Below are 24,808 nucleotides of genomic sequence, written 5' to 3'. Positions count from 1 at the left end.
GGGGCGCTGGTTGACATTGGTTTTGCCGATGGCAGACCTGATAAGTCACTAATATGTCAGACATTACCAGAGGGCTAGGTGTTGCCTGATATCAAACCCGGTGAACAGCTTCAACAGCAGCGCGCCGGGGTGAGCCAGCGCGTAACGCAGGCGGGATCGTGGCAAAGAGAAACTGACTAGGCGATTGAAGAGACAAGCAGCCAGCGTAAGGTCAGCAGTGAACAGGAGAACCGATCTGTAACCGAACGCACAAGGGTTGTTAAAGCGAACGACACAGCAACCGTGTTGGGTACAGCTAAACTCATGGCCGGTGCCGTGGTGCAGCTGGCCGATGGAGATTACACCACTGGGGCAACCGGCAACATAGCCAGCCACTGCGGCAAAGACAGATCCGCCAGTGTTGGGCAGAATGACAATCTGGCGGTGGGCGGCTCGCTTACAGAGAAAATCCAGGGCATACGGCGCAGTGTGGCGGCGGCTCAGGAATTACTCGCGCCCTCCATCCGCCTGGGGAGCGAGGACTTGAATGTGTTAAGCCTGCTTACCGATACGCTGGATGTGCTGCGGCAACTGGCCGTACAGACCGCACTGCACACCCACAACAGCACCGGTACACCCACCAACAAAAATGCTTTTGCAGCAGCAGGTGCTAAAGCCGAAAATTACACGAGAAATATGCACCTTACATAGCTTAATTATATTTTTAGGCAGGTTTAGCATAAAACCATTTTATTTCTTATAGATTCAGTTGGTAATCATCACCATTAAGGACTTTTTTCATTAATTCAAGTGCTAAAGGTGAATATTTATGGAATCCTGTCTTACCAGTCATGATTGTTATGTGATAGTTGTTATCGCTCGATTTTATATCGAAGCCTTTTTCCTCTTCGATTATATCAATTATGTTTTGTACTGCATGCCACGATTGACGGCCTAAAAGTTTTGCAACCTCGGACATTGTAAACGGATAGTTTGCATTTAATGCTTGTCCATTGTTAAGCTCAGCAATTCCATACAATTTCGGAAGGGTACTTCCTTCCTCTGCAATCTGCCTAAGCATTTCAAAATCATACTCTAACTCTTGCTTTACTAGCGACTGAGAGGCAAAGGTGTAGGTTCTGGCCAAAAGTGCTCTGATTAATTTCGGGTTGACACTGATTTCAGGTGAGTTTGATGACAGTGCATCATATACCCAACCAAAACTATTGGCATATATTACCTTGATTCTTATCGATTTGTTTTCTCCAACACCTATGAGGATCTCTTTCTGATGTGATCCGGTTTTTTCACAATCCACATCAAAAGAAACTAAGTAGATATTAGGGATAAGAGAGTTGTTTGGTGAAATTATTTCATCTATATCCGAAAGGATTGACTTTATATTTTCATCGTTGACGCTATAGCCAAAAAAGAATAATGGATGTTCAGCGAAATAGGTTAACAGCTTTGCACTGATATACTTTCTTCTATTGTAGAATCTAATATAGTCATCATTTGTTATTATCAAACTCTCCGGCTCATTACTACTTCCGTGTATTTTCATTATCTCGCCGTAGGAAGTGTAATTAACCGTGACGACATCTTGACCAACAATCGGTTGGTAGTTTTCAAAAATCTTTTCTAATATATTGTCATAATTTGTTGTTATAACTGCATGCGGCCTTATTTTTATTAGTTTATTTATTTCCTCTTTATGCTCATGTTCATCAAAATTTACGCTGTTCGATAAGTTATTTAAATGCTCTGATATCAAATGCTTTATATATATATCTTTAGAATTATTGCCTGTGAAATACTTCTCGGGAAAACGATCTTTACCTGCATCCCACGCCCATTCAGCATATGATTCAGAAAAATCACTTGCAATCATAGGTTTATTTGCATTATGCATTTGGTTGTAATAACCATATGGGCGGGTTATTAGAGGGCACAGATCCGCTAAATACTTTAAAAGGTCTTCCCAGCAAGGAGAGTTCATGTATCTTTGTGATATACCTGCCCCCATGAATAATATGGGCTGCACTTGGAGCCCTTCAAGGCAAGATTTTATATCCTTAATGATTTCAGCTTGATACTCATGGAATTCCATAGTTATACCTTGACCCTTTTTAAGCAGATTGATTTAGTCTATAAAATGGATTCATATATGTGTATATAACATATATTTGGTTCAAACACTCTAACATTACCTTAGCCCTCAGGGTTTACCTGTCAATATCTTATCATTGAAATCGATATAATTTATCGAAAAATTGCCCTTATTTTTAATCCGATACCTACATCACACGGTGATTAAAGTGCCCATACAGAGAGTTATGCTAGATGAGGTCTGGCTCAACATTTCGATGGGGTTCTGTGTCTGGTTTGTCGTTAATTCTTCTTGAGGTCATATGACGCCATACATGCTAGCAATGGACTCGTAACTTTTACATATCCTCAGATTGCATTGAATACACTTGGGGATGCGTACGCAAAGTCTTGTCAGACGGAAACGGCGCTACACCGCACCCGCCTGCACTATTTATGCAAAAGAATTTCCGCGCAGATTATACCGCCAGTCAGCGCCACCGAAGGGCTTCTGCGGCCTGTAAACTTTTGCAATTTCTGCACTGTTTTTCAATAATTTGCAAAACAGGAGCGGTTACGGAGAAATGAGAATTTCATAACTTGATGTTTTAACGGCAGATTAATTACCTTTCGTGGGGTTGCGTGGTGTTGGTCCCGGGAAACAGCAGGGAATGAAAAATTCATGTAATGTCAGGCATGGCAAGGGAGGCGGTCATGTTTTCAGCTCTGGAAGTATTGCATTTTATTGCGACCTCCATCGTAAAAATGTTGCCAGTCGAGAAGCGCTCTGCACAGGCATGATGTGTAAGTAATTCCCACCCGCAACGACTCCATGCAGAGGAAATATAAATATTACATATACACAACAATTACACCAACAAATCGGGGTGATTTTTAGCCAATCTGGATATTTTCAAAAGTTAAGGGGGCATCGGAAAACCATCACAAACGTCACGAGATTTTAAAATTAGTCTTATCTATATGATATTTATGGGTAAATTAACATTGTTAAAACCATCACTAAGCCATCACAGTGTGACGGTCTTAAAACATCACATGTCTGTTTTATAACTCATTGAATTTATGAGGTGTGACGGTTTCTGTTGCGTTTTGTGATGGTTTAACCGTCACAAATTTTATTCACTAAAATCATGGTTATACATGGGTTTTTGCAAGGTGTGACGGTTGTGATGGTTTTCCGATGGCCGACTTAAATATGGAGGAGGTCGATAGCATATTTATTAACATTATGCAGACGCAATAAAAGCCCCAAAAAGAGGGGCTAGTTCATCGTTTACTGGCGGGCACTATGGCCTTAAAGGCGATTGATGCAAGTTTAATTAAACTGGCTGTGGTTATTTTGTGGACCGTTATTTTAAAAAACTATATTAATATCAATAAATTAATTCAAGCTGTGAAGCGGATCACTCCGCCTCGTCTTCCGCGACCCGCACCCCAACCTTCAGCACGTGATCGTTCTCTTTTTCTGCCACCGTCCACACCATCCCGGCGAACTCCACCTGGTCGCCCACCACCGGCGCGGCGCCCAACAGCTGCTGCACCACTTCCCCGAGCGACTGCTGATGCTCGCGGAACTCCTCTCCGCCATCGAGGCCGTAGATTTGCGCCACATCGGCGAAGCGGGCCTCGGCATCAAGAATAAAGTCGCCGAAAAAGCGCTGATCGAGCGCCACCGGCGGCGACTGGCTGAACATTTTGCCCAGCGCCGGCAGGTCGTGCTCCCGACCAATGACGCACAGGATATCGCCTTCCCGCAGGCGGGTGCTGCCGGTGGGGTGCAGCAGGGCATTGTTGCGAAACAGTGCCGCAATCCGCGTCTCCGGCGGCATATGCAGATCGCGCAGCGCCGCGCCGATGCACCACTTATCGGCGCCCAGCTGATAGACAAACTGCTCCCACGGGTTTTCCGGGTGAATATCCAGCCCGACGCGGGAGATGGGCCAGCTGATGGGCGGCACCACAACTTTGGCTTTCTTCGCCGCCCACGACAGCGAAGTGCCCTGCAGCAGCAGCGACACCAGCACCACGAAGAAGGCGACATTGAAGAACAAGCGGGCGTTGTCCAGCCCGGCCATCATCGGGAACACCGCGAGAATGATGGGCACCGCGCCGCGCAGGCCAACCCAGCTGATAAACACCCGTTCGCGCAGGTTAAAGCCGCGAAACGGCAGCAGGCCGGCAAACACCGACAGCGGGCGGGCAATGAAAATCATCCACATCGACAGCAGCAGCGCCGGGATGGCGATCGGCAGCAGGTCGGAGGGCGTCACCAGCAGGCCCAGCACCAGGAACATGGCGATCTGCGCCAGCCACGCCAGGCCGTCGAAGTTCTGCAGGATGCCGTGTCGGTTGCGGATCGGCCGGTTGCCCAGCAGAAAGCCGCAGAGATAGACGGCGAGGATACCGCTGCCGTCGAGGGTGGTGGTGACGGCGAAAATCATGATCCCGCCGCTCAGCGCCAGCAGCGGATAGAGCCCGGCGGGCAGCACGATGCGGTTAATCATCTGCAGCAACAGGTAGCCGCCGCCGAGGCCGATGGCGATCCCGAGGCCAAACTGCTGGATGATATGCACGGCGAACATCCAGCTGAGGCCGGTCTGGTGCTGCTGGATCATTTCGATCAGGGTGATGGTCAGGAAGACGGCCATCGGGTCGTTACTGCCTGACTCAATCTCCAGCGTTGAGCCGACGCGCTCGTTGAGCCCCTTGCCGCCGAGCAGCGAGAAGACCGCCGCGGCGTCGGTGGAGCCGACAATGGCGCCGATCAGCAGGCCTTCGATCATATCCAGCTTGAACAGCCAGGCCGCCATCATCCCGGTCAGCGCCGAGGTGATCAGTACCCCGACCGTCGCCAGCGACAGCGCAGGCCACAGTGCGACACGAAAGGAGCTGGCCTGGGTGCGCATCCCGCCGTCCAGCAGGATCACCGCCAGCGCCAGGTTACTCACCATATAGGCGAAGGGGTAGTTGTCGAAGGGGATGCCACCGATGCCGTCAATGCCTGCCAGCATCCCGATGGCCAGAAAGATGACCAGAATCGGGATGCCAAGGCGCGAAGAAAAGGAGCTCAATAAGATACTGCAGGTTACTAAAACAGAACCCAGAATAAACAGACTAATGACCGCAGCGGCGTCCAATGTTCACGTACTCCCTGACTGGCGTGAAAAAATGGCTAAAAGTGACACTATTTTAACAATTCGCAGGGGATCCGCCTATGCGTCCGGGAAATTTATTCTGTCAGCACCGGGTGGCCGCTGATCGTCAGAGTGGTGGTAGCTGCCTGATTCACCAGTCGCGCGCGGGCGCCCAGCGGCAGGGTCACCGTGCGCTGCTCGTGGCCAAACTCCAGTCCGCTAATCAACGGCAGGGAAAGCTGCTGGCGCAGGTAATCAAAGACCTGCGGCAAATCGTACCCCGCGTCATAGTCGTTTGGCGCGCTGCCGGTGAAGCTGCCGAAGATCACTGCTTTCTGCGCCGCCAGCACGCCGCTATGCAGCAGCTGAAGCAGCATGCGCTCGACGCGGAACGGGTGTTCGTTGATATCCTCCACCACCAGGATGCCGTCGCGGATCGACGGTAGCCACGGCGTGCCGATAAGCGAGGTCAGCATCGCCAGATTTCCCCCCCACAGGGTGCCTTCCACCTGGCAGTTCGGCCCTTCGCCCGGCCATTCGAGGGTAAATTCCGCCTGGCGTAGCGCCTGCCAGAAATGGTGCTCGGTAAACGGATCGAGGGTCTCCGCGCCGAAGTTGCCCGCGAGCATTGGCCCGCTGAAGGTGATGACGTTGCCCGTAGCCAGCAGGCCCGACTGGATAGCAGTGAAATCGCTGTGGCCGCAAATCAGCAGTGGGTCGCGCTGCTGGCGGGCAATCAGTCCCTGCCAGTCGATATGCGGCAGCAGGCGACTGGCGCCGTAGCCGCCGCGCACCGCGAGGACGATACGGTTGCGCCCGGGCAGCTGGGCCAGCTGGTTAATATCGGCCAGGCGTTCCTGTTCAGTCCCGGCGAAACGCTGCTGCCGGCGGGGAATGACCTGCTGGTGGGCCACCTCATGTCCGGCCTGCTGCAGACGCTCGACGCCGCGGGCTGCCGCCTGCTGGTTGATGCAATAACCCGATGGCGCGACCAGATAAAACTGAGACATGATAATTCCTTGCTATGAATGAAAGGGTTATGATGCCGCCTGGAATGGCGATTGTCATCTCCAGGTGGCTAACTTCAGTCCGCACCCGTCATCCTTCAGGTTGTCGGCCGGCGGGGGACGTACCGCTGCCGTCGTTCTGCAGCATGATGGCGTTTGGGTAGATAAGGATAGATGTGTGAAATTGAGATGGTTGCTTATTTTAGTCGTTTTTCTGGCCGGTTGTAGTTCGAAACATGATTACACTAACCCGCCGTGGAACCCCGAGGTCCCGGTGAAGCGGGCGATGCAGTGGATGCCGATCAGTGAAAAAGCCGGCGCCGCCTGGGGCGTGGACCCGCAGCTGATCACGGCGATCATCGCCATCGAGTCGGGCGGTAATCCAGCGGTGGTGAGTAAATCCGGCGCCGTCGGGCTGATGCAGCTCAAGCCGTCGACCTCCGGACGCGATGTCTACCGGCGGATGGGCTGGCGCGGCGAGCCGTCGGTCAGTGAGCTGAAAAACCCGGAACGTAATATCTCGATGGGGGCCGCCTATCTGAGCATTCTGGAGAACGGTCCGCTGGCGGGGATCAAAGACCCGCAGGTGATGCGCTACGCGGTGGTGGTCTCCTATGCCAACGGTGCCGGCGCCCTGCTGCGCACCTTCTCGTCGGATCGCCAGGACGCCATCGATGAGATTAACGATCTCGACGCCGATGAGTTCTTCGAGCATGTGGTGAAAAAACACCCGGCACCGCAGGCGCCGCGCTATATCTGGAAACTGCAGAAAGCGCTGGACGCCATGTAATCCCTCGTTTGGCCTCCGGGAGTCTCCCGGAGGCCACGTCCGCAGTCCTCAGAAATCGTAGCCCACGGTGGCCATGACGCTGCGCTCTGATCCCCAGTAGCAGTTGCCGGTGCCGTAGCAGCCGGAAATATACTCGCGGTCGCCGATATTGTTGGCGTTAACCTGCACATAAGCGCCTTTCAGCGTTGGCGACCAGACACCGAGGTCGGCCCGCATCATGGCATCCATCAGCGTGACCGACGGCAGCCGCGCGGTGTTGGCATCATCCGCCCACTGTTTGCCGATGTAGCGGACGCCAGCGCCCACCGAGATCCCCGCCGGGAACTGATAGCGCGCCCAGAAGGAGGCCATCTGATCCGGGGCCAGCTGCGGCGTGTTGTTGTCGGTACCGTCCCTGGTGTCCTGGAAGCGCAGACGATTCCAGGTATACGAGGCGATAGTACTCAGCTGCGGGGTGATCTGGTGGTGTGCTTCCAGCTCAACGCCCTGGGAATGGACCTTACCCGCCGGAATATAGGTGGCGGTGGCGATGTTCGGGTCGCGGGTGGCGACATCCTTTTGCGTCAGGTCGTAAATTGCAATGCTATAGAGGTTGCGGCTGCCCGGCGGCTGGAACTTCAGACCGGCTTCGACCTGTTCGGCGGTGGTCGGTTTCAGCGGTTTGCCGTCCGCGCCCGGCAGCATCGCCGGGGTGATCGCCTGGCTGTAGCTCAGATAAGGCGAAAGGCCATTATCCAGGGCGTACAACAGCGAGGCGCGGCCGCTGATATGGTCGTCTGAACGGCGGTTTGAGGTGCCGAAGGTATCGCTGACCTGCTGGGAAACGATGCGGTCGTAGCGTGCGGAAACATCCACATGCCAGCGGTTCCAGACCATCTCATCCTGCAGATACAGCCCGGTCTGGTAGTAGCGGCGATGATTGTCATCGCTGTAGGTGACGGTATGCCCGGTCTGCGCGGTATAGCCGGTAAACGGGTTTAGCGGCGCCGCACCGCCGGCGCCGGTCCACAGATCGTTGCGGAAGCGATGATATTCGGCGCCGAGGATCAGGGTATGCGCCAGGTCGCCAGTATTGAAATCGGCGCGCAGGCGGTTATCGGTCGACCAGCCGTCCAGCGAACCGCGCGAACCGCTGTAGCCGCGGGCCAGCATGTCGCTGTCATCTATCCAGCCGACCTGGTAGACCTGATCGAGGGAGACGTTGGTGTGGGTGTAGCTCCCGGCGGAATAGACCGACCAGACGTCGGTGAACTGGTGGTCAAACTCATAGCTGTAGATCTGCTGGCGGCGCTGATAGCCATCTCCCGGATCGCCCTCGTTGGTGCTGGGGGAGAGCTTACGACCATTATGTGCGTAGCGGGTGCCGTCCAGCGGCAAAGAGCCGTGGTAGCCGCCGGAAGGATCTTTTTGCAGATAGGCGCGCAGCAGCAGCGAGGTGTCGCTGTCCGGCTGCCACAGCAGGGAAGGCGAAATCGCGTAGCGCTCTTCGCGGGTATGGTCATACTGCGTGTCGCTGCTGCGGGTCATCCCGATCAGCCGCCATGCCCACTGCTCGTTGATGGCGTCGGTGTAATCGAAGGCCGCGCCTTTGGTATTTTGCGTACCGCCGGTCAGGCGGACGTGGCCCTGCTGGCTAAACTGCGGGCGTTTGGAGGTCAGGTTGACCACGCCGCCCGGCACGCTCTGCCCGTAGAGCGCGGAGGAGGGGCCGCGGATCACATCGACGCGTTCGATAAACCACGGGTCGATTTGCACAACGTTATGGCTGCCGCCGTCGCTCATCAGGCGCATACCGTCGAGGAACAGGTTATCGACGTCGCCGCCGTGGTAGCCGCGCAGGGAGATGGCGTCGAACCGGGTCGCGCCGCCGCCGAAGCTGGAGTAGACCCCCGGGGTATATTCCAGCGCCTGGCTGATGGTATTCGCCCCCTGGTCCGCCATCTGCTGGCGGGTGACCACCGACACCGACTGGGCGGTGGTGATTAACGGCTGGTCGGTTTTCGTCGCCCCGAGCGAAGTGCTGGCGCTGTAGCCTTCAGTCGGCGCGCTGGCGGACGCCGGCGGGCTGGCAGTGACCACCACGGTCTCTTCAGCTTGCGCGGTGAGGGGAAGGGCGACCACGAGGGCGTACAGCAGCCTCGGGCGTTTTCGGGAAATAGCCACGTTCATAAGATCATCCTGAACCAACGCGGTCTGGTACTCCTGTACGCCGCCGCGGGAAAAACGAATCTGTCATTGTTCGTTAAAAAGTAATGCGAATTATTATTGTTTGTATTTATGTGATCAAGCGAAAGGTGACCGGTTCAGGGCGATGGGGGGAGTGACGTGCTTCCCGCGGGCCGCAGAGCGGGGCTGCTGTCAGCAGGGAGATGACCTCCCCCTACCGAATTTGGTAGGGGGAGAGACGGGCTGGAAAAGCGTCAGGAGCCGGTTTTTTGCGCTGCCGCCGGCGCGGGGTCGTTGGCGGCTGGCTTGCTCTGCGCGGAAGGGGCCGCCGCCGGACGTGTGGCGGGCAGGGCGTCACAGGGTTTCTCCTGCGGGCAGATCAGATCCAGCATCTTCAGGGTGACACCGTTGGTCCAGCCAAAGCCATCCTGTAGCGGATATTCGCCACCGCCGCCGCCGGTCCCGGTCGAGCTTACGTCATACTTCTCCACCAGCTTTTGCTTGCTGTCATAGGTATGCTGAACGTTGCTCAGGAAGCGCCAGCTGACCTCCATGGCGATCTTTTGTTGGCCGTAGTTTTGCAGGCCCTCGACCGCCACCCACTGCAGCGGCGCCCAGCCGTTCGGGGCGTCCCACTGCTGACCGCTGTTGACGGTGGTGGTGGTCAGCCCGCCGGGTTTGAGCAGCCGCGACTCAGCGGCGGCGGCCACTTTCGTCGCCCGCTCGCGTGACGCCGCATTGACGTACAGCGGGAACAGCGCCGCCGCGGTCAGCTGATTGCGCACCTTGTGGGTTTTCAGATCGTAATCGGCGTACCATCCCTCTTTATCATTCCACAGATATTTCTCGATGGCCTGCTGGCGGGCATTAGCCAGCGCATCGTACTGTGTAGCGCCGGCGCTGTCCCCGGATGCCTTGCTGGCGCGGGCGAGGGTTTTCTCCAGATGGAACATCAGGGCATTGAGATCGACCGGGACAATCGAGGTGGTGCGAATGGTGGCGAGCTGCTGCGGATTATCCATCCAGCGGGAGCTGAAATCCCAGCCGGAGGCGGCGGCGGAGCGCAGGTCGCGATAGATCTCGGTTGCCGGACGATTCGGGTTGCTTTTGGCGGTTTTGACGTCGTCAAGCCAGGACTCGGGGCGCGGGGTGTCGTTATCGTCCCAGTAGCGGTTGAGCAGCGCGCCGTCCGCCATCCGCACCGCCCGTTTGTCAGCGCTGCCGGGGGCCAGCGCGTCCGCTCCGGCCATCCAGTAGCGATACTCCTTCTCCAGCTGCGGCTGGTAGGTTTTCAGTACCTGGTCGCCATCGTGCGTCGCCAGCAGGCTCACCATAAAGGAGAAGAAGGGGGGCTGCGAACGGCTGAGGTAATAGGTGCGGTTGCCGTTGGGGATATGGCCCCAGGTGTCAATTTCCGCGGCGAAGTTGGCGACCATATCTTCGACTTTATCCCAGTGACCGCTTTCGGCAAGACCCAGCATGGTGAAATAGCTGTCCCAGTAATAGACTTCGCGAAAGCGTCCGCCGGGGACCACGTAGGGCTTAGGCAGCGGCAGCAGCGAGTCCCATTTTTCCACCTCGACGGTGCTGCGGGTCAGGACCGGCCACAGGCCATCGATATGTTGACGCAGGGTTTGCCCTTTAGGCGGCACATAGGTGTCATTTTCTTTCGGCAGCGTGAAGTTCAGCTCGACGAAGTGGCGCAGGTCAAAGCTGGCCTGGTTTTTCTGCATCCGGTAATCAGCAAGGATCATCAGCGGATCGCTGTTAGGGATCGCGTCGGCGAAGGTTTTTTGATCGGCAAAGAGCTTCGCGCTCTGGACATCATTGAACAACGGGCCCAGCAGAATATCCGGCGAGGGGGGCGGCGCGGTTTTGCCGTCTTCCGCCTGGACATTCAGGCTCATCAGGGCGAGCAGGGCGCCGCCGATCGCCAGGCGCAGGGTACAGGGCAAAGCAGCGGGACGATGTGCATCAGTACTCGTCATGGGGAGTTCTCCTTATCATTATCGACTGCGGGCCACGACGTTTGGCCATCCAGAAACCTTAGACGAATATCTGCCGCTGCGCGTGTCAGGGGTAACATTTTGCGCGAAAACAGAGGATTTACCTGCCAGGTTTTCTGATATAACCACCAGCAAAGCGGTTAGGTTTACAGGCAAGCCAACGCGCCCGGGAGCCAGTCATGAATCGACGTCAATTTCTGCTGTTTAGCGCCGCTGCGCTGTCTGCGGTGCGGGGCGCGGCGGCCACTGCTCCGGCGCTGACGCTGCCGCTGTGGCCGGATCAACCGCCGGGGGGAGGCGGGCCGGGGGGCGAGGCTCGGTTATCCGCCCGCGGTGCGCTGAGCCATATCCCTCGTCCTGTGCTGACGGTCTGGCAACCCGCCCGGGCCACTGGCCACGGAGTGCTGGTGGCGGCCGGCGGCGGATACCAGCGGATCGAGATGGGCAGTGAGGCCTGGCCTGCGGCGCACTGGCTGACGGCGCACGGCTATACCGCCTATGTGCTGAGCTACCGCTTGCCGGGGGAGGGCTGGCAGGCCGGTGCGCTGGCGCCGCTGCAGGATGCGCAGCGGGCCCTGCGGCTGATCCGCGCCCGGGAATCGCAGGTCAGCGTGCTCGGTTTTTCGGCGGGGGGACATCTGCTGGGGATGGCCGCCTGTCGGCCGGCGTTTGCCAGCTACCCGCCGGAGGATGCGCTGGACCACCAGCCCGCCACCGCCGACGGCGCCGCGCTGATCTATCCGGTGATCACGCTCCTGCCGCCCTGGAGCCATACGGCGACCCATCGTCTGCTGGTGGGGCCGCAGGCGAGCGAGGCGGCCGACCGCGCCTGGTCGGTACAAACCTGGGTGACAACGGCCACACCGCCCTGTTTTCTGGTACAGGCGCAGGACGATCCGATTTCCAATCCGCACAATACGCTGTTGATGGCTGACGCCTGCCGCCAGCATCAGGTTCCTGTGCAGCTTTTCCGCTATACCCGCGGTGGCCATGGCTTTGGTATGGGGCGCCCGGGAACGCCGACGACCGCCTGGCCCACGGCCTATGCCGCCTGGCTGAAGGCGCTGGCGTCCACGATGGCGCAAAAATCGTAGCGCTGCCTCACGACGGTGCAACCGCAGCCGGGCGCGGGCGGCTGTTCTGGCGATTTTTTGCACAATCAGACGGCAGGTCAGAACAGATTTGCACAACGCCGCGGCGGTAGATGACCTGGCATAATTAATGCTTATCTCTTACCGGGATTACCACAAAGTGAGTACAACCGGAGGGGATAGCCATGATTAAAATTACGCTACCTGACGGGCATTATTATGACGAGATGCTGACCGCGCAGGGTGAACAGCGGCCGCACTATAATGCCTGGTGGCAATGGTTTCGCAACACCGATCAATTCTCTATCCGGCAGAAAAAAGCGCAAGCGGAACTGCTTTTTCACCGTATCGGCATCACCTTTAACGTGTACGGCGAGGATGAGGGAACCGAGCGGCTGATCCCGTTTGATAGCGTGCCGCGGATCATACCCGCCGGGGAGTGGCAGCGGATTGACCGCGGCATTCGCCAGCGGGTGAAAGCGCTCAACGCCTTCCTCTATGACATCTATCATGAGCAGAATATTCTGCGCGCGGGGCTGATCCCGGCCGAGCAGGTGCTGGCCAACGAGCAGTATCAGCCATGCATGCAGGGTATCAACCTGCCAAACAACACCTATGCCCATATCACCGGCGTCGATATGGTGCGCAATAACGACGGTCAATACTACGTGCTGGAGGATAACCTGCGTACGCCGTCCGGCGTCTCCTACATGCTCGAAAACCGTAAGATGATGATGCGCCTCTATCCGGAGATGTTCGAGCAGCATCACATTGCGCCAGTGGAGCGTTACCCGAGCTACCTCCTGCAGACCCTGCGCGAAAGCTCGCTGGTGGATGACCCTTGCGTCGTGGTGATGACCCCGGGGCGCTTCAACAGCGCCTACTTTGAGCACAGCTTCCTGGCGCAGCAGATGGGGGTCGAGCTGGTGGAGAGCGCCGACCTGTTCATTAAGAACGGCGCGGTGTATATGCGGACCACCGAGGGGCCGCGGCGAGTGGATGTGATTTATCGCCGCATCGACGACGCCTGGCTCGACCCGCTGGCCTTCCGCGCCGATTCCATGCTCGGCGTACCGGGGCTGCTGTCAGTCTATCGCGCCGGCGGCGTGGTGCTGGCCAACGCTATCGGCACCGGCGTCGCCGACGACAAATCAATCTACCCGTACGTTCCGGAGATGATCCGCTTTTACCTCGGCGAACAGCCGATCCTCAGCAATATCCCCACCTGGCAGTGCCGGAAAGCAGAGGACCTGCGCTATGTGCTGAGTAACCTTGAGCTGATGGTGGTCAAGGAGGTCCATGGCGCCGGGGGTTACGGCATGCTGGTTGGCCCGCGTTCGACTAAAGAGGAGCGAGAGGCCTTCCGCCAGCGCCTGCTGGCCAATCCGGCCAACTATATCGCCCAGGACACCCTCGCGCTGTCGACCTGCCCCACCTTCGTTGATGAAGGTCTGTCGCCGCGACATATCGATTTACGGCCCTACGTGCTGTCCGGGCAGGAGATGCGGCTGGTGCCCGGCGGCCTGACCCGCGTGGCGCTGACCGAAGGGTCGCTGGTGGTCAATTCGTCGCAGGGCGGCGGAACCAAGGATACCTGGGTGATGGAGGATGACGCATCATGCTAAGTCGTACGGCGAGTGAATTGTTCTGGATGGCCCGCTATCTCGAGCGGGCGGAAAGCTACGCCCGGGTACTGGACGTGACCTGGAAATTATCGATGATCCCCCGGCACAGCCAGCAGTCGCGGGATCTGGCGCTGCCGCTGAATTTGTCGATGACCCACGAGCTGTTTCAGGCGCGCCATGCCCGCTTTACCATGAGCAACCTGCTCAACTTTTTTGCCCTCGATGGCAACAACCCCTGCAGTATTTACAGCTGCGTGGAGATGGCGTGGAACAATGCGCACGCGGTGCGCGGCAGTCTGTCGGCCGAGGTGTGGGAGAGCATCAACGCCACCCGAATCGAGCTGCGAACCCTGCGCCAGCAGGGGCTGGGCGAACTCGGCAGCGACGGCTTTTTCGAGTGGGTGAAAGAGCGGGTGCATCTGTTTCGCGGGGCGGTGATTGGCACGCTGCTGCGCAACGACGCGCTGAGCTTTATCGGCATCGGCACGCTGATAGAGCGTGCGTTTGCCACCACCCAGCTGCTGCTGATTAAGGATCAACAACTGACCAACGACCCGGATCCGGTGCGGGAATACTATCGACTGGATACCTTGCTCAATGCGGTCAGCGCCCGCGAAGCCTACAACAGCCTCTATCGCCAGCCAGTCAGTCGCGAAACGGTGATGGAGCTGCTGATCCTGCGTAACGATATTCCGCGTTCGCTGCGCGCCAGCATTGCCGATCTGGTCGGCGAGCTGGAGAAGATCGCCAACGATCGCTCCTATCAACCGCTGCGCCTGGCCCATCAGCTCAACGTTGACCTGCGCTTCAGCACCCGCGACGACCTGGCGCAGGCGGACCTGCAGACCACCCTTAACGGCCTGCTGGCGAGAATTAACGCGCTGTCCGACAGCATCAGACAAACCTATCTGGAGGCCTTATGAAACTGGTCATCGATCATCTCACCCGCTATGGCTACGATGAAGAAGTGAAGTTTTCCACCCAGTATCTGCGCCTGACGCCGCGCAGTACCGGCCGGCAGACCATCACCGCCTGGACGCTGACCCTGCCGGACGGGGCGGCGGTGACCACTACCGACGGCTGGGGCAATGTGCTGCATGTGCTGACGCTGGATAACCCGCACAAGGAGATCACTATCCGCGCCAGCGGGATTGTCGATATCGCCGATGAAGGGGAGGAGACGCGTGATGAAGAGGCCGAGCTGCTGTCGCCGCTGGTTTTTCTGCGCTGTACGCCGCTAACCCGCGCCGATACGGCGATCCGTGAGTTTGCCCAGCGCCTCTATCGTCCCGATGCGGCGGAAGAAAGTCTGAATCAACTGATGGCGGATCTGCTGTTAAGAATGCCATACTCCCCCGGCGCGACCCAGGTGCAGGACTCCGCCGCCGACGCCTTCGCCCGCGCGAAGGGGGTGTGCCAGGATCATACCCATGTTTTTCTGGCCTGCTGCCGCGCGCTGGAGATCCCGGCGCGCTACGTCAGCGGCTATGTTTACAGCGATAACGCTCAGCATGTGGCGATGCACGCCTGGGCGGAAGTCTGGCTCGACGGCCGCTGGCTGTCGTTTGATATCACCAATAATACCCGTCGCCTGAATCAGCATTTGCGGCTGGCGACCGGGCTGGATTATCTCGACGCCTGCCCGGTACGGGGCACCCGGCTGGGCGGCGGCGGGGAGATTATGTTAACCAACGCTGAAGTGCGCGAACACAGCCAGCAGGCGCAGCAGCAATAATACGGGAAAAACCGCAATGACCTACTGTGTGGCCATGTGCCTGGCGGATGGACTGGTGTTTGCTTCCGACTCCCGCACCAACGCGGGCGTCGACCATATTGCCACTTTTAAAAAGCTGCACGTTTTCCATCAGGAGGGGGAACGGGTGCTGGTGCTGCAATCCGCTGGCAACCTGGCCACCACCCAGAGCGTGATAAGCCTGCTCAGCGCGCGCATCCGTACCCAGCAGGAGCCGAATCTGATGCAGGTCACCTCCCTCTACGACGCCGCGATGCTGATCGGTAAAACGCTGCTGGAGGTGATCCAGCGCGACAGCAGCAACCAGCAGAACTGCAGTAACACCAACTTCAACTGCAACCTGCTGCTTGGCGGCCAGATCGCCGGCGAAACCCATCGTCTGTTCCATATTTATCCGGAGGGCAACTTTATTGAAGCCACCCGCGACACACCTTATTTCCAGATCGGCGAAAGCAAGTACGGCAAGCCGATCATCGATCGGGTGCTGACCATCGATACGCCGCTGGAGCAGGCGATGTGCTGCGCGTTGATCTCCATTGACTCGACGCTGCGCAGTAATCTGTCCGTCGGCCTGCCGCTGGATACGCTGCTCTACCGCAGCGGCAGCCTGAGCAGTGCCGGGCAGCATCGCATCACCGACAGCGATCCCTACTTCAACCGCATCCGCAAGGCCTGGTCCGAAGGGCTGTTGCACACCTTCCAGACGCTGCCGACCTGGACCCCAGCGGAGCGGGAAGAGGAGTAGCCCTGGAACACGAGCTCGCCCGGAGCCCGGCCACACGGATGATGACCGGCTCCCTTCGCCCTTAGCGCGTCTCCGCCAGCCGCTCGCCGCTGGCGGCATCAAACAGATGCAGGTTTTCGCGGCGGAGAGTCAACCCCAGCGTCTGCTGCGCCGCGACCGCCACCCTGCCGGCAACCTGCACATGCACCGGAAAACCCTGCCAGTCGAGATGCAGCAGGGTGGATTCCCCCGTCACCTCCATGATGTTTACCGTTGCCGGCGCGCCATGCGCATCCGGCAGAATATCCTGCGGGCGCAGACCGACAATCAGCGGGGCATCGCCCTGCTGCGCCACGGCCTGATGCCAGCGTTCGGCCAGCGGAAACCACAGCGCGCCGCAGGCGACGCCGGGCTGGCCGTCGCGCATGGCGCGCTGACCGGGCAGGAGATTCATCGGCGGGGAGCCGATAAAGCGGGCGACGAAGGTATTGCAGGGCTGGTCGTAAATGGCCAGCGGCGCCCCCTGCTGGACGATCTGCCCGTCGCGCATCACCACAATCTGATCGGCCAGAGTCATCGCCTCCACCTGGTCATGGGTGACATAGATCATGGTGGTATTGATGCGCTGGTGAAGGGATTTGATCTCCGCGCGCAGCTCCATCCGCAGCTGGGCGTCAAGGTTCGACAGCGGCTCATCGAACAGGAAAACCTGGGGGTTTCTGACCATGGCCCGGCCCATCGCCACCCGCTGGCGCTGGCCGCCGGAGAGCGCTCGCGGATAGCGAGCCAGCAGTTTATCAATCCCCAGCAGGCTGGCGACCTGCTGCACTTTGCTTTTCTGTAACTGCTTATCCACCTTTTTGACCTGCATATGAAAGGCGAGATTTTCCGCCACCGTCAGGTGGGGGTAGAGCGCGTAGCTCTGAAAGACCATCGCCACATCGCGGTCGGCCGGATCCAGATCGTTGACCGGCCGCTTGTTCATCAGAATGGTGCCGCCGGAAAGCGTTTCGAGACCGGCCAGCAGGCGCAGCAGGGTCGACTTGCCGCAGCCGGAAGGGCCCACCAGTACGGTAAAGCTGCCGTCGGGGATGGTGAGGTCCAGCGGCTGGAGCACCGTCTGTTTGCCGTAGCGCTTGGCGACATCGATCAGTTCAACACTGGCCATCGGTGGCCTCCTCAAGGTGATGTTGCAGGGTATGCCAGTCGGGATAGCGGCGCGGGGAGGTGCCGATCGCCTGCGCGGCGACGGTATTTCCCCAGCGCAGCGCGGCTGCCGCAGGTTTACCGCTCAGCAGCGCGGCAAGGAATCCTGCGTTAAAGCTGTCGCCAGCGCCGATGGTATCGATCACGGTGACTGGCCGGGTCGGCGCATGGTGATGGCCGTCGGTCGTCCAGCAGTCCGCGCCGTCGGCGCCGCGCTTTACCACGCACCCGCCGCGGCCGCTGAGCCGTGCCGCCAGGGCTGCGGCGGCTTCGGCGAGGGTCGGGTGGCCGGCCAGCTGCAGGGTTTCAACGTCGTTGAGCAACAGCCAGTCGCAGTCGCCCAGCCAGCGGTCGACCTCATGACGCAGCGGGTCGCTCCAGCCCTGAGGCGGCCAGCCGGTATCGACGGCAAGGGTAAAACCGCGCTGGCGGAGCGTGGCGAGCAGCTGCGGATAGTCGGACAGCAGCCCGGTACAGAGAAAGGAACCGCAGAGCAACACGATATCGCCCTCGCCAGCGGCGGCCGGCAGCTGGCTCAACACATCCCCGGCGGTCAGGCGGGTAATATGTCCATGGTTGCTGAGGAAGGAGCGCTCTTTGTTGGGATGGGTGATCGCCACCGTCAGCGAAGTTTCACAGGGATACTGCGGCCAGCGTGCGCTGCCGCCGGGAAACTGTGCCGCCAGCCACGGAGTAAACGCGTCGTCGCCCTGACAGCCGACCGTGCAGTGCGGAAGCTGCATGGCGGCGGCGGCCAGCGCGCAGTTGCCGGCAGAGCCGCCGGGCCGCAGCGCGCTGTGCTCGAGCATCATCTCAGTCCCCTGAGCAGGCCAGTGGGTCAGGGTTCCCATCACTAAGTCAATATTGTAATTGCCCACGATATAGAGCACAGGTGTCCTGGTGTTATCCATAGTTATCCTTTACTTCCCCCGTTGGTGAGGCCGCTGACCAGCGATTTTTGCAGCCAGATAGCAATCAACAGCGGAGGGACTGAAGCCAGTATGCCGACCGCCGCCACCAGCCCGTCATCGGTGGCGCGGCCGGCGGTGAAGCCGGCGATGGTCACCGGCAGCGTTTGGGCGGCGAGGTTGCTGGTGAACAGTAGCGCATAGAAAAACTCGTCCCACGCCAGCAGCCAGCCGAACAGCGCGGCGGCGCCAAGCATCGGTTTCGCCAGCGGCAGAGTGATACGCAGCAGGACCTGCCAGATGCGCAGACCGTCAAGCCGGGCCGCCTGTTCGATATCCTGCGGCAGGGTATCGAACTGGTTTTTGACCATCCACGTCAGAAACGGCACGATCAGCGAGCAGTAGACCAGCACCAGCCCGCTGCGGGTGTTGAGCAGGCCAAAGTGTTCAAGAATAAAATAGAGCGGCAGCACAAAGGCCACGGGCGGCACCATATAGATGCCGAGGCCGGCGTACAGCCAGCCGTCGCGGCCGGGATAACGCGAAAAGCTGAAGGCGGCGGGGATCGCCAGCAACAACGACACCAGCGTCGCCCCGGCGGCCACCAGCAGGCTGTTGCCCAGCGCGGGAAGAAACAGCGCCCCGGGTTCGCCAGGGGCCAGCGACAGCAGATGGCCATAGCGGCTGAAGTCCCACTGCCGCGGGAGCCACTCCAGCGGGACGCGGGTGAGGTCCGCGGTGGTGCTGACGCTCATCAAAAACAGCCACAGCATCGGGGCGAGGATCGAGATCGCCACCGCCAGCGCCGCCAGGTAACGCAGTACGATGTACCCTTTACGCTTCATCATCAACACTCCGGCGCCGCTGACGCAGCAGCAAAAACAGATACAGGGCTATCAGCACGGCGCACATCAGGCTCATCAGCATGGCGTAGGCCGCGCCGCTGCCGGCGCGCAGGTAGCTGAAGGACTCCTGATAGACAAAAAAGCTCAACGTTTTGGTACTGTCGAGCGGGCCGCCGCGGGTCATAACATAGATAATGTCGAACACTTTGAAGGCATCAATGGTGCGTAGCACCAGCGCGACGCCAAGGGGACCCACAATGGCCGGAAAGGTAATGGCGCGAAAACGCCGCCAGGCCGAGGCGCCGTCGAGCCGCGCCGCCTCGTACAGATCGTCGGGAACAGACTGCAGGGCGGCCAGCACCAGCAGGGTGACCAGCGGGTAGTTTTTCCAGATATCCGCCAGCATCACCGCGTGCAGCGCAGAATCCGGCGAGCCCAGCCAGCTGCGATAGCTGTCAATCAGCCCCAGCTGGCTGAGCAGAGCATTAACGCTGCCGTAGTCGGGATTAAAGTTAAGCCGCCACATCATGGCGTTGACGATAGTCGGCAACGCCCACGGCAGGATCACCAGCACCCGCAGGACATTTCGCCCGACAAAACGCTGATTCAACAACAGCGCCACCAGTACGCCGATCGCCCCCTCAATCGCCACCGAGACCACGGTGAAATAGAGCGTTCGCGCGAAGGCCGCGCGAAAGTCCGGGTCGGTCAGGGCATAAAGATAATTATCCAGCCAGACGTAGTGGGTCACCTCGCCGCTTCCCGCCAGCGCGGTATCGGTAAAACTCAGCCACAGCGTGCGCGCCAGCGGCCATGCGGTGAGGATAAACATCGCGATAAGCATGGGCGCTAACAGCACCCATGCCTGACGATGCTCGCGTCGTTGCAGACTCAGCATCATGCCTCCTTAACGCAGACGGGCCGCGCTGGTGTCGACCGCCTTGAGGGCGACGTCGGGCGTGGCTTTACCCTGCAGTACCGACTGAAGCTGCTGTTGCAGGGTGTTTGACAGGCGCGAGTAATCTGCCGTTTCGGGACGAGAGAGCATCACGTTCAACGACTTGTCGGCGGCGGCGATCAGGCTCTCCTGGCCTTTGGCAACGGCAGGATCCTGGTACGAGGCTTTCCACACCGGCAAGCTCAGTTTGGCATACTTGTCCTGTACCGGCTGGGAGGTCAGATAGTGAATATACTGCCAGGCCTCTTCCGGATGCTGACTGGCTTTGGCGATGCCCAGCCCCATAGAACCGTTGACGGCGCCGGGTTTATCCGGGGTATCGCCTGGGGCGGGGACAATGCCAACATCACCTGCGACTTTACTCTGTTTCGGATCGTTGGCCATGTTGTACATATAGGTCCAGTTGAGCGCAAAGGCGGCGTCGCCATTGGAGAAAGCCTTACGCACATCCTCCTCAAGATATTCACGTGATGCCGGGTTGCTCAGCCCCTGATCGAGCGAGGTTTTCATCAGCGTGACCGCTTTCAGCGAGGCGGGCGTCGAAAAATCGAGCTTGCCGTTCTGGTAGAAGCTCCCGCCGAAGCCGGAGACGAGGGTGGTGTAATCGCAGACCAGCGCTTCCGCTTGCGACCAGCTCCAGACCAGAGGATATTTAACAATCCCTTTGTCCTTAAGCACTTTGGCGTCGTCCATTACCTTCTGCCAGCTGGCAGGCGGCGTTTTGATCCCCGCTTTGTCCAGCATGGCTTTGTTGTAGTACAGATATTTGGTGTCGAGGATCCACGGCATGCCGAGGGTTTTGCCTTGATACACCACGGTATTCATCGCCCCGGGGAAAATCTTCTCGCGCTCGTCGGCGGCAATCCGTGAGGAGACATCCTGCAGCAGATCGAAGCGGCTAAACTCCGCCGGCCAGATCGCGTCGAACAGCACCACGTCGTAGCCGTTACCCCCTGCGCCGCGGGCGGCGACGATCTTGTCGTGCAGCGCTTCATAGGGGACGAATTCGAGATTGACCTTCACGTCAGGGTGTTGCTTTTCGAAGTCACTGGTCATCGCGCGAATGTCGTTTTCGCTATAGGCCGCCTGGGTCATGAACAGGGCATTAATCTGGGTCGCTGCGCTGACGCTCCCGCTGATAACGAGCATCGCCAGCAGACAGGCGTTGACCCGTAGTGCGCTGTGGTATTTCATCTTTGCTCTCCGCTGTGCTGTACTGAAAGGGGTTATGATTTATTAAATCAATTTGATTGATTTAATCAGGGCGACAATATCGGCGACATCTCCCGAGGGGCCCCAGCACTAAGCGTAGCAAAGGGTATGCCATCGCGAAGACCCGCCTGCGCGGGTCGTTGTCAGATCTGTGATGCCGGCTAAAATTTCACCAGTCCAGCCTGGAAGGGAAACGATGAAAACATCAGGTACAAACCTTGAACATGCCCGGGTGCATAACCGCCGGGTGATCATTGAGGCGGTGCGTTTACATGGCGAGCTGACCCGCGCCGAGCTGGCGCGGCTGACCGCGCTGACCCCGCAGACCGTGTCGAATATTGTGGCGGAGCTGGAGCAGATGGATCTCCTGACCAGCCACCAACCGCGGCGCGCCAGCGGCCGTGGACAGCCAGCGGTGCCGGTGAGCCTCAATCCCGCCAGCGCCTGGTCAATTGGCATCCATCTTGATCATCAGACGCTGATTGTGGTGCTGGTGGATCTGGCCGGCGAGGTCCATTTTCGCCGACTCATTCTGGTGCAAAAGCCCCAGCCTGGTGCGACCTTTGCCCGCCTCGCTGAGGTGCTGAATGAGATCCGTGCGCTGCCGACGCTGGACTGGTCGCGGGTGCTGGGGATGGGGGTCGTGATGCCGGGGCCCTTTGGCGTGGAAGGGATCTCGTCGACGGGGCCCACGACGCTCAACGGCTGGGAAGGGGTCGATGTAGCGGCGGAGCTCGGGCGATTCAGCGGCCTGCCGGTGACTCTCGAAAACGACGCCACGGTGGCCGCCATTGGCGAACGCTTTCACGGCGTGGCGCGGCAGCTCAACTCTTTTGTCTATCTCTATATTGGCACCGGTCTGGGCGCCGGTATTTTTACCGATGGTCATGTGTATACCGGCCATGCCCATAACGCCGGTGAGGTCGGGCATATTGTGGTCGCGCCGAACGGTCGCCCTTGCTATTGCGGGAATGAGGGATGCCTTGAGCGCTATGTTTCGCTGCAGGCGGCCTATGAGTTTTGCGGCCTCGACCCCTATCGCGCGCTGCCGGAAGATCTGCTGTCGGTGGACGCTGCGCTTTTCGACCAGTGGATCACCAGCATCCTGGCGCCGTTGCGTCAGGCGATCAATTTGCTGGAGTGCGTCTTCGATGCCGAGACGGTGGTGGTGGGCGGTATGATGCCCGCCCCCTTGCTGGAGAAAGTGCTGGCGCGGCTGCCGCCGCTGTATCAGTCTGTGCGCGGGCGTTACCTGCCGGCGCAGCGTGTCAAAATGGGGATGACCGGCACCGATACCGCCGCGCTGGGCGCCGCTGCGCTGCCAATCTTTGATGAATTTAATCCGCAGTTTCAGGTGTTGATGAAAGCGGTGAATACAAACGCGCTTTTTGGCAAAGCTAAGTAAATTAAATACTTTGTTATTTAACGTGTTATCTCACATCTTCGGAGGGAATGAGGCAACACGGCAAGGTATCGGAAGTGACGGAAAAGAAGACGGCTGTCTATGTGGATGATCAACAGCGCATCCTGATCCGCCAGCTGGCGCGCAGCTGGCTGTGGCGCAGCGAGCTGCCGACATGGCTGCTGATTGTGACGGTTTACGGCGGCTGGTTTGCCTGCGTGGCGGGCTGGCAGACGCTGGGTTTGATGCCGGCCACGCTGCTGCTGATCTGGTTTACCACCTGGTATATGTCCTTACAGCACGAGCTTATCCATGGGCATCCCACCCGGCTGGCATGGTTTAACCAGCTGTTGGGGACGCTGCCGCTGGCGGTCTGGTATCCCTATGGCATCTACCGCGACAGCCACCTGGCGCACCATCGCAACCATCTGCTGACGCACCCCGAGGACGACCCCGAATCGTACTATGTGACGGCGGAAAGCTGGCAGCGCTTCTCAGCCTGGCAGCGCCGTCTTATCCACCTGCGCAACACCTTCTGGGGGCGTCTGCTGCTGGCGCCGCTGATGGATATTATTCACACCCTGAACCGCGCGCTGCGGGCTTTCCGCGAGGGTGACCGCCGCGCTATCGCCATGTGGAGTCTGCATCTGTTGCTGCTGACGGGCCTGCTGACCTGGATGGCGGCGCAGGGTTTTTCCCCACTGTGGTTTGTGCTGGCGGTGAGCTACCCGGCGCTGGCCCTGACCAAAGTGCGCTCTTTTCTCGAACACCGCGCCGCGGATGACCCGCTGGCCCGCTCGGTGATCAACGAGGCCGGGCTCCCCTGGCGGGTGCTGTTCCTCAATCTCAACTACCATGCGGTGCATCATGACCTGCCAGGGGTCCCCTGGTACGCTTTACGTCAGCTGTATCTGCATCGCCAGACGGCTTATCTGCAGCGTAATCAGGGGTTCCTGGTGCGTGGGTACGGCGAGTGGCGACGCCATTTTGGCCGCCGGGCGGTGGCGGTGAACGCCCATCCGGGCTTTGGCGAGCAGGCGCAAGCGGGAGGAGAACATGGCTGAACGCATGACCTTTCCGATGTATGCCATCCACCGTCAACAGACCCAGGCCCTGTGGCAGGCGGTGCAGTCGCTGCTGGCCGAACGCGGCGTGACCGTGACGGGAGATCCTCCGACGGCTGACCCCGAGGATCTGCTGGACCACTGGCGCCAGCCGACGCTGTTGCTGAGCCAGACCTGCGGCTACCCGCTGGTGACCCAGCTGCCGGAGGTGCAGACGGTGGGCTGTTTCCACTACGCCGCGCCCGGTTGTGAAGGGCGCCGCTACCGCAGCCTGTTGGTGGCCCGCGAAGCGGATAGTCATCGGATGCTGGGGGATTTTTTTGGCCGTCGGGCCGCGTGCAATGCCGAGCACTCGCAGTCCGGCTACAACGTGCTGCGTAAAATGGTCGCGCCGCTCTCCCGAGAGGGGCGATTTTTTTCGGAGGTGGTGTTCAGCGGCAGCCATCGGCAGTCGCTGCGCGAGCTGCAGCAGGAAAACGCCGATATCGCCGCCATCGACTGCGTGACCTACGCGCTGCTGCAGCGCCATCAGCCGCAGGTCCTGGCAGGCCTGGTGGCGATCGGCTGGAGCCCGGCCGCGCCAGGGCTGCCGCTGATCACCGCCGGCGCCACTCCGGCGGCGACGCTGAATAGCCTGCGCGAGGCGCTCCAGCAGTTAGTGAGCGATGCGCGCTATCGTCCCCTGTGCGATGCCTTGCTGATCTGCGGCTATAGCGATATGCCGCGGGAGGCCTATGCGCCGCTGCTGGCGTGGCGGGATGAGGCCGCGGCGCTGGGAGTCAGCCAGCTATAGGTAAAATGCCCCGGCCAGCAGTCTGTGCCGGGGCGG

At 59.2% G+C, this 24,808-nt stretch carries 20 protein-coding genes; 10 read left to right on the top strand and 10 right to left on the bottom strand.

Annotated elements, in window-relative coordinates; all coding sequences use genetic code 11:
• Nucleotides 1–303 precede the first annotated feature (303 nt).
• Nucleotides 304–690, top strand: a complete 387-nt coding sequence (locus A1WC_RS28320) for a hypothetical protein (protein WP_016161373.1) — start codon at nt 304–306, stop codon at nt 688–690.
• Nucleotides 691–736: 46 nt separating this feature from the next.
• On the opposite strand, the gene A1WC_RS09810 is transcribed toward A1WC_RS28320, so the two are convergent.
• The 3 genes from A1WC_RS09810 to ldcA form a co-directional block, all read right to left on the bottom strand.
• Nucleotides 737–2,089: an SIR2 family NAD-dependent protein deacylase gene (locus tag A1WC_RS09810; RefSeq protein WP_016161372.1), complete on the bottom strand. Its 1,353-nt coding sequence runs from the start codon at nt 2,087–2,089 to the stop codon at nt 737–739.
• 1,402 nt (nt 2,090–3,491) lie between these two features.
• On the bottom strand, nt 3,492–5,225 hold the full coding sequence (locus A1WC_RS09815; RefSeq protein WP_008804311.1) for a potassium/proton antiporter: 1,734 nt from the start codon (nt 5,223–5,225) through the stop codon (nt 3,492–3,494).
• Nucleotides 5,226–5,317: 92 nt separating this feature from the next.
• A complete protein-coding gene (ldcA, locus tag A1WC_RS09820; protein WP_016161371.1) occupies nt 5,318–6,232 on the bottom strand; it encodes a muramoyltetrapeptide carboxypeptidase in 915 nt (304 codons plus the stop codon).
• 175 nt (nt 6,233–6,407) lie between these two features.
• Between ldcA and emtA the strand changes: the two genes are divergently transcribed.
• The gene (gene emtA / locus A1WC_RS09825; RefSeq protein ID WP_008804313.1) at nt 6,408–7,019 is read left to right on the top strand and encodes a membrane-bound lytic murein transglycosylase EmtA; all 612 of its coding nucleotides are present in this window, start codon (nt 6,408–6,410) and stop codon (nt 7,017–7,019) included.
• A 48-nt stretch (nt 7,020–7,067) separates the two neighbouring features.
• Here emtA and A1WC_RS09830 read toward each other — a convergent pair whose 3' ends face one another.
• Both A1WC_RS09830 and A1WC_RS09835 read right to left on the bottom strand, forming a co-directional pair.
• Entirely contained in the window at nt 7,068–9,188 is a 2,121-nt protein-coding gene (locus A1WC_RS09830) for a TonB-dependent siderophore receptor (protein ID WP_016161370.1), read from the bottom strand.
• A 251-nt stretch (nt 9,189–9,439) separates the two neighbouring features.
• Complete coding sequence (locus A1WC_RS09835) at nt 9,440–11,173, bottom strand: alpha,alpha-trehalase (protein ID WP_016161369.1); 1,734 nt, start codon at nt 11,171–11,173, stop codon at nt 9,440–9,442.
• A gap of 197 nt (nt 11,174–11,370) precedes the next feature.
• Between A1WC_RS09835 and A1WC_RS09840 the strand changes: the two genes are divergently transcribed.
• The 5 genes from A1WC_RS09840 (at nt 11,371) to A1WC_RS09860 (ending at nt 16,405) form a co-directional block, all read left to right on the top strand.
• The gene (locus tag A1WC_RS09840; protein WP_016161368.1) at nt 11,371–12,285 is read left to right on the top strand and encodes an alpha/beta hydrolase; all 915 of its coding nucleotides are present in this window, start codon (nt 11,371–11,373) and stop codon (nt 12,283–12,285) included.
• Between the two features lie 182 nt (nt 12,286–12,467).
• Entirely contained in the window at nt 12,468–13,907 is a 1,440-nt protein-coding gene (locus A1WC_RS09845) for a circularly permuted type 2 ATP-grasp protein (RefSeq protein WP_004180417.1), read from the top strand.
• Nucleotides 13,901–14,830, top strand: coding sequence for an alpha-E domain-containing protein (locus tag A1WC_RS09850; RefSeq protein ID WP_002910835.1), 930 nt, complete (start codon nt 13,901–13,903; stop codon nt 14,828–14,830). The genes A1WC_RS09845 and A1WC_RS09850 overlap by 7 nt, the downstream gene beginning before the upstream one ends.
• Nucleotides 14,827–15,642 carry a transglutaminase family protein gene (locus tag A1WC_RS09855; RefSeq protein ID WP_008804319.1) on the top strand — a complete coding sequence of 272 codons (816 nt, stop codon included), beginning with the start codon at nt 14,827–14,829 and terminating at the stop codon, nt 15,640–15,642. Before A1WC_RS09850 ends, A1WC_RS09855 begins: the two co-directional genes overlap by 4 nt.
• A 16-nt stretch (nt 15,643–15,658) precedes the next feature.
• Nucleotides 15,659–16,405, top strand: a complete 747-nt coding sequence (locus tag A1WC_RS09860; RefSeq protein WP_008804320.1) for a proteasome-type protease — start codon at nt 15,659–15,661, stop codon at nt 16,403–16,405.
• Between the two features lie 61 nt (nt 16,406–16,466).
• Here A1WC_RS09860 and A1WC_RS09865 read toward each other — a convergent pair whose 3' ends face one another.
• The 5 genes from A1WC_RS09865 to A1WC_RS09885 are packed head-to-tail and all read right to left on the bottom strand — an operon-like array spanning nt 16,467 to nt 21,495.
• A complete protein-coding gene (locus tag A1WC_RS09865) occupies nt 16,467–17,552 on the bottom strand; it encodes an ABC transporter ATP-binding protein (RefSeq protein ID WP_016161367.1) in 1,086 nt (361 codons plus the stop codon).
• On the bottom strand, nt 17,539–18,501 hold the full coding sequence (locus tag A1WC_RS09870) for a carbohydrate kinase family protein (protein WP_016161366.1): 963 nt from the start codon (nt 18,499–18,501) through the stop codon (nt 17,539–17,541). The genes A1WC_RS09865 and A1WC_RS09870 overlap by 14 nt, the downstream gene beginning before the upstream one ends.
• Before the next feature lie 2 nt (nt 18,502–18,503).
• Nucleotides 18,504–19,343 carry a carbohydrate ABC transporter permease gene (locus A1WC_RS09875; protein ID WP_008804323.1) on the bottom strand — a complete coding sequence of 280 codons (840 nt, stop codon included), beginning with the start codon at nt 19,341–19,343 and terminating at the stop codon, nt 18,504–18,506.
• Nucleotides 19,333–20,241, bottom strand: coding sequence for a carbohydrate ABC transporter permease (locus A1WC_RS09880; RefSeq protein ID WP_012967786.1), 909 nt, complete (start codon nt 20,239–20,241; stop codon nt 19,333–19,335). Before A1WC_RS09880 ends, A1WC_RS09875 begins: the two co-directional genes overlap by 11 nt.
• A gap of 9 nt (nt 20,242–20,250) precedes the next feature.
• The gene (locus tag A1WC_RS09885; protein WP_016161364.1) at nt 20,251–21,495 is read right to left on the bottom strand and encodes an extracellular solute-binding protein; all 1,245 of its coding nucleotides are present in this window, start codon (nt 21,493–21,495) and stop codon (nt 20,251–20,253) included.
• A 214-nt stretch (nt 21,496–21,709) separates the two neighbouring features.
• On the opposite strand from A1WC_RS09885, the gene A1WC_RS09890 reads away from it, so the two are divergent.
• The 3 genes from A1WC_RS09890 to A1WC_RS09900 all read left to right on the top strand — a co-directional run bounded on the left by A1WC_RS09890 (nt 21,710) and on the right by A1WC_RS09900 (nt 24,772).
• Entirely contained in the window at nt 21,710–22,918 is a 1,209-nt protein-coding gene (locus A1WC_RS09890; RefSeq protein ID WP_016161363.1) for an ROK family transcriptional regulator, read from the top strand.
• Nucleotides 22,919–22,992: 74 nt separating this feature from the next.
• Nucleotides 22,993–23,979 (top strand): fatty acid desaturase, encoded by a 987-nt coding sequence (locus tag A1WC_RS09895; RefSeq protein ID WP_008804327.1) that lies wholly within the window; start codon nt 22,993–22,995, stop codon nt 23,977–23,979.
• The gene (locus A1WC_RS09900; RefSeq protein WP_016161362.1) at nt 23,972–24,772 is read left to right on the top strand and encodes a phosphate/phosphite/phosphonate ABC transporter substrate-binding protein; all 801 of its coding nucleotides are present in this window, start codon (nt 23,972–23,974) and stop codon (nt 24,770–24,772) included. Before A1WC_RS09895 ends, A1WC_RS09900 begins: the two co-directional genes overlap by 8 nt.
• The last annotated feature ends 36 nt before the right edge of the window (nt 24,773–24,808 follow it).

This window comes from Klebsiella sp. KTE92, assembly GCF_000398905.1.
Taxonomy (GTDB): Bacteria; Pseudomonadota; Gammaproteobacteria; order Enterobacterales; family Enterobacteriaceae; genus Klebsiella; species Klebsiella variicola.
This window is presented reverse-complemented; position numbering and strand designations above follow the sequence as displayed.

Coding starts and splice junctions, on each gene's coding strand:
- A1WC_RS28320 (WP_016161373.1), top strand. CDS start 304: ATGGCCGGTGCCGTGGTGCAGCTGGCCGATGGAGATTACACCACTGGG.
- A1WC_RS09810 (WP_016161372.1), bottom strand. CDS start 2,089: ATGGAATTCCATGAGTATCAAGCTGAAATCATTAAGGATATAAAATCT.
- ldcA (WP_016161371.1), bottom strand. CDS start 6,232: ATGTCTCAGTTTTATCTGGTCGCGCCATCGGGTTATTGCATCAACCAG.
- A1WC_RS09830 (WP_016161370.1), bottom strand. CDS start 9,188: ATGAACGTGGCTATTTCCCGAAAACGCCCGAGGCTGCTGTACGCCCTC.
- A1WC_RS09835 (WP_016161369.1), bottom strand. CDS start 11,173: ATGACGAGTACTGATGCACATCGTCCCGCTGCTTTGCCCTGTACCCTG.
- A1WC_RS09840 (WP_016161368.1), top strand. CDS start 11,371: ATGAATCGACGTCAATTTCTGCTGTTTAGCGCCGCTGCGCTGTCTGCG.
- A1WC_RS09845 (WP_004180417.1), top strand. CDS start 12,468: ATGATTAAAATTACGCTACCTGACGGGCATTATTATGACGAGATGCTG.
- A1WC_RS09850 (WP_002910835.1), top strand. CDS start 13,901: ATGCTAAGTCGTACGGCGAGTGAATTGTTCTGGATGGCCCGCTATCTC.
- A1WC_RS09855 (WP_008804319.1), top strand. CDS start 14,827: ATGAAACTGGTCATCGATCATCTCACCCGCTATGGCTACGATGAAGAA.
- A1WC_RS09860 (WP_008804320.1), top strand. CDS start 15,659: ATGACCTACTGTGTGGCCATGTGCCTGGCGGATGGACTGGTGTTTGCT.
- A1WC_RS09865 (WP_016161367.1), bottom strand. CDS start 17,552: ATGGCCAGTGTTGAACTGATCGATGTCGCCAAGCGCTACGGCAAACAG.
- A1WC_RS09870 (WP_016161366.1), bottom strand. CDS start 18,501: ATGGATAACACCAGGACACCTGTGCTCTATATCGTGGGCAATTACAAT.
- A1WC_RS09875 (WP_008804323.1), bottom strand. CDS start 19,343: ATGAAGCGTAAAGGGTACATCGTACTGCGTTACCTGGCGGCGCTGGCG.
- A1WC_RS09880 (WP_012967786.1), bottom strand. CDS start 20,241: ATGCTGAGTCTGCAACGACGCGAGCATCGTCAGGCATGGGTGCTGTTA.
- A1WC_RS09885 (WP_016161364.1), bottom strand. CDS start 21,495: ATGAAATACCACAGCGCACTACGGGTCAACGCCTGTCTGCTGGCGATG.
- A1WC_RS09890 (WP_016161363.1), top strand. CDS start 21,710: ATGAAAACATCAGGTACAAACCTTGAACATGCCCGGGTGCATAACCGC.
- A1WC_RS09900 (WP_016161362.1), top strand. CDS start 23,972: ATGGCTGAACGCATGACCTTTCCGATGTATGCCATCCACCGTCAACAG.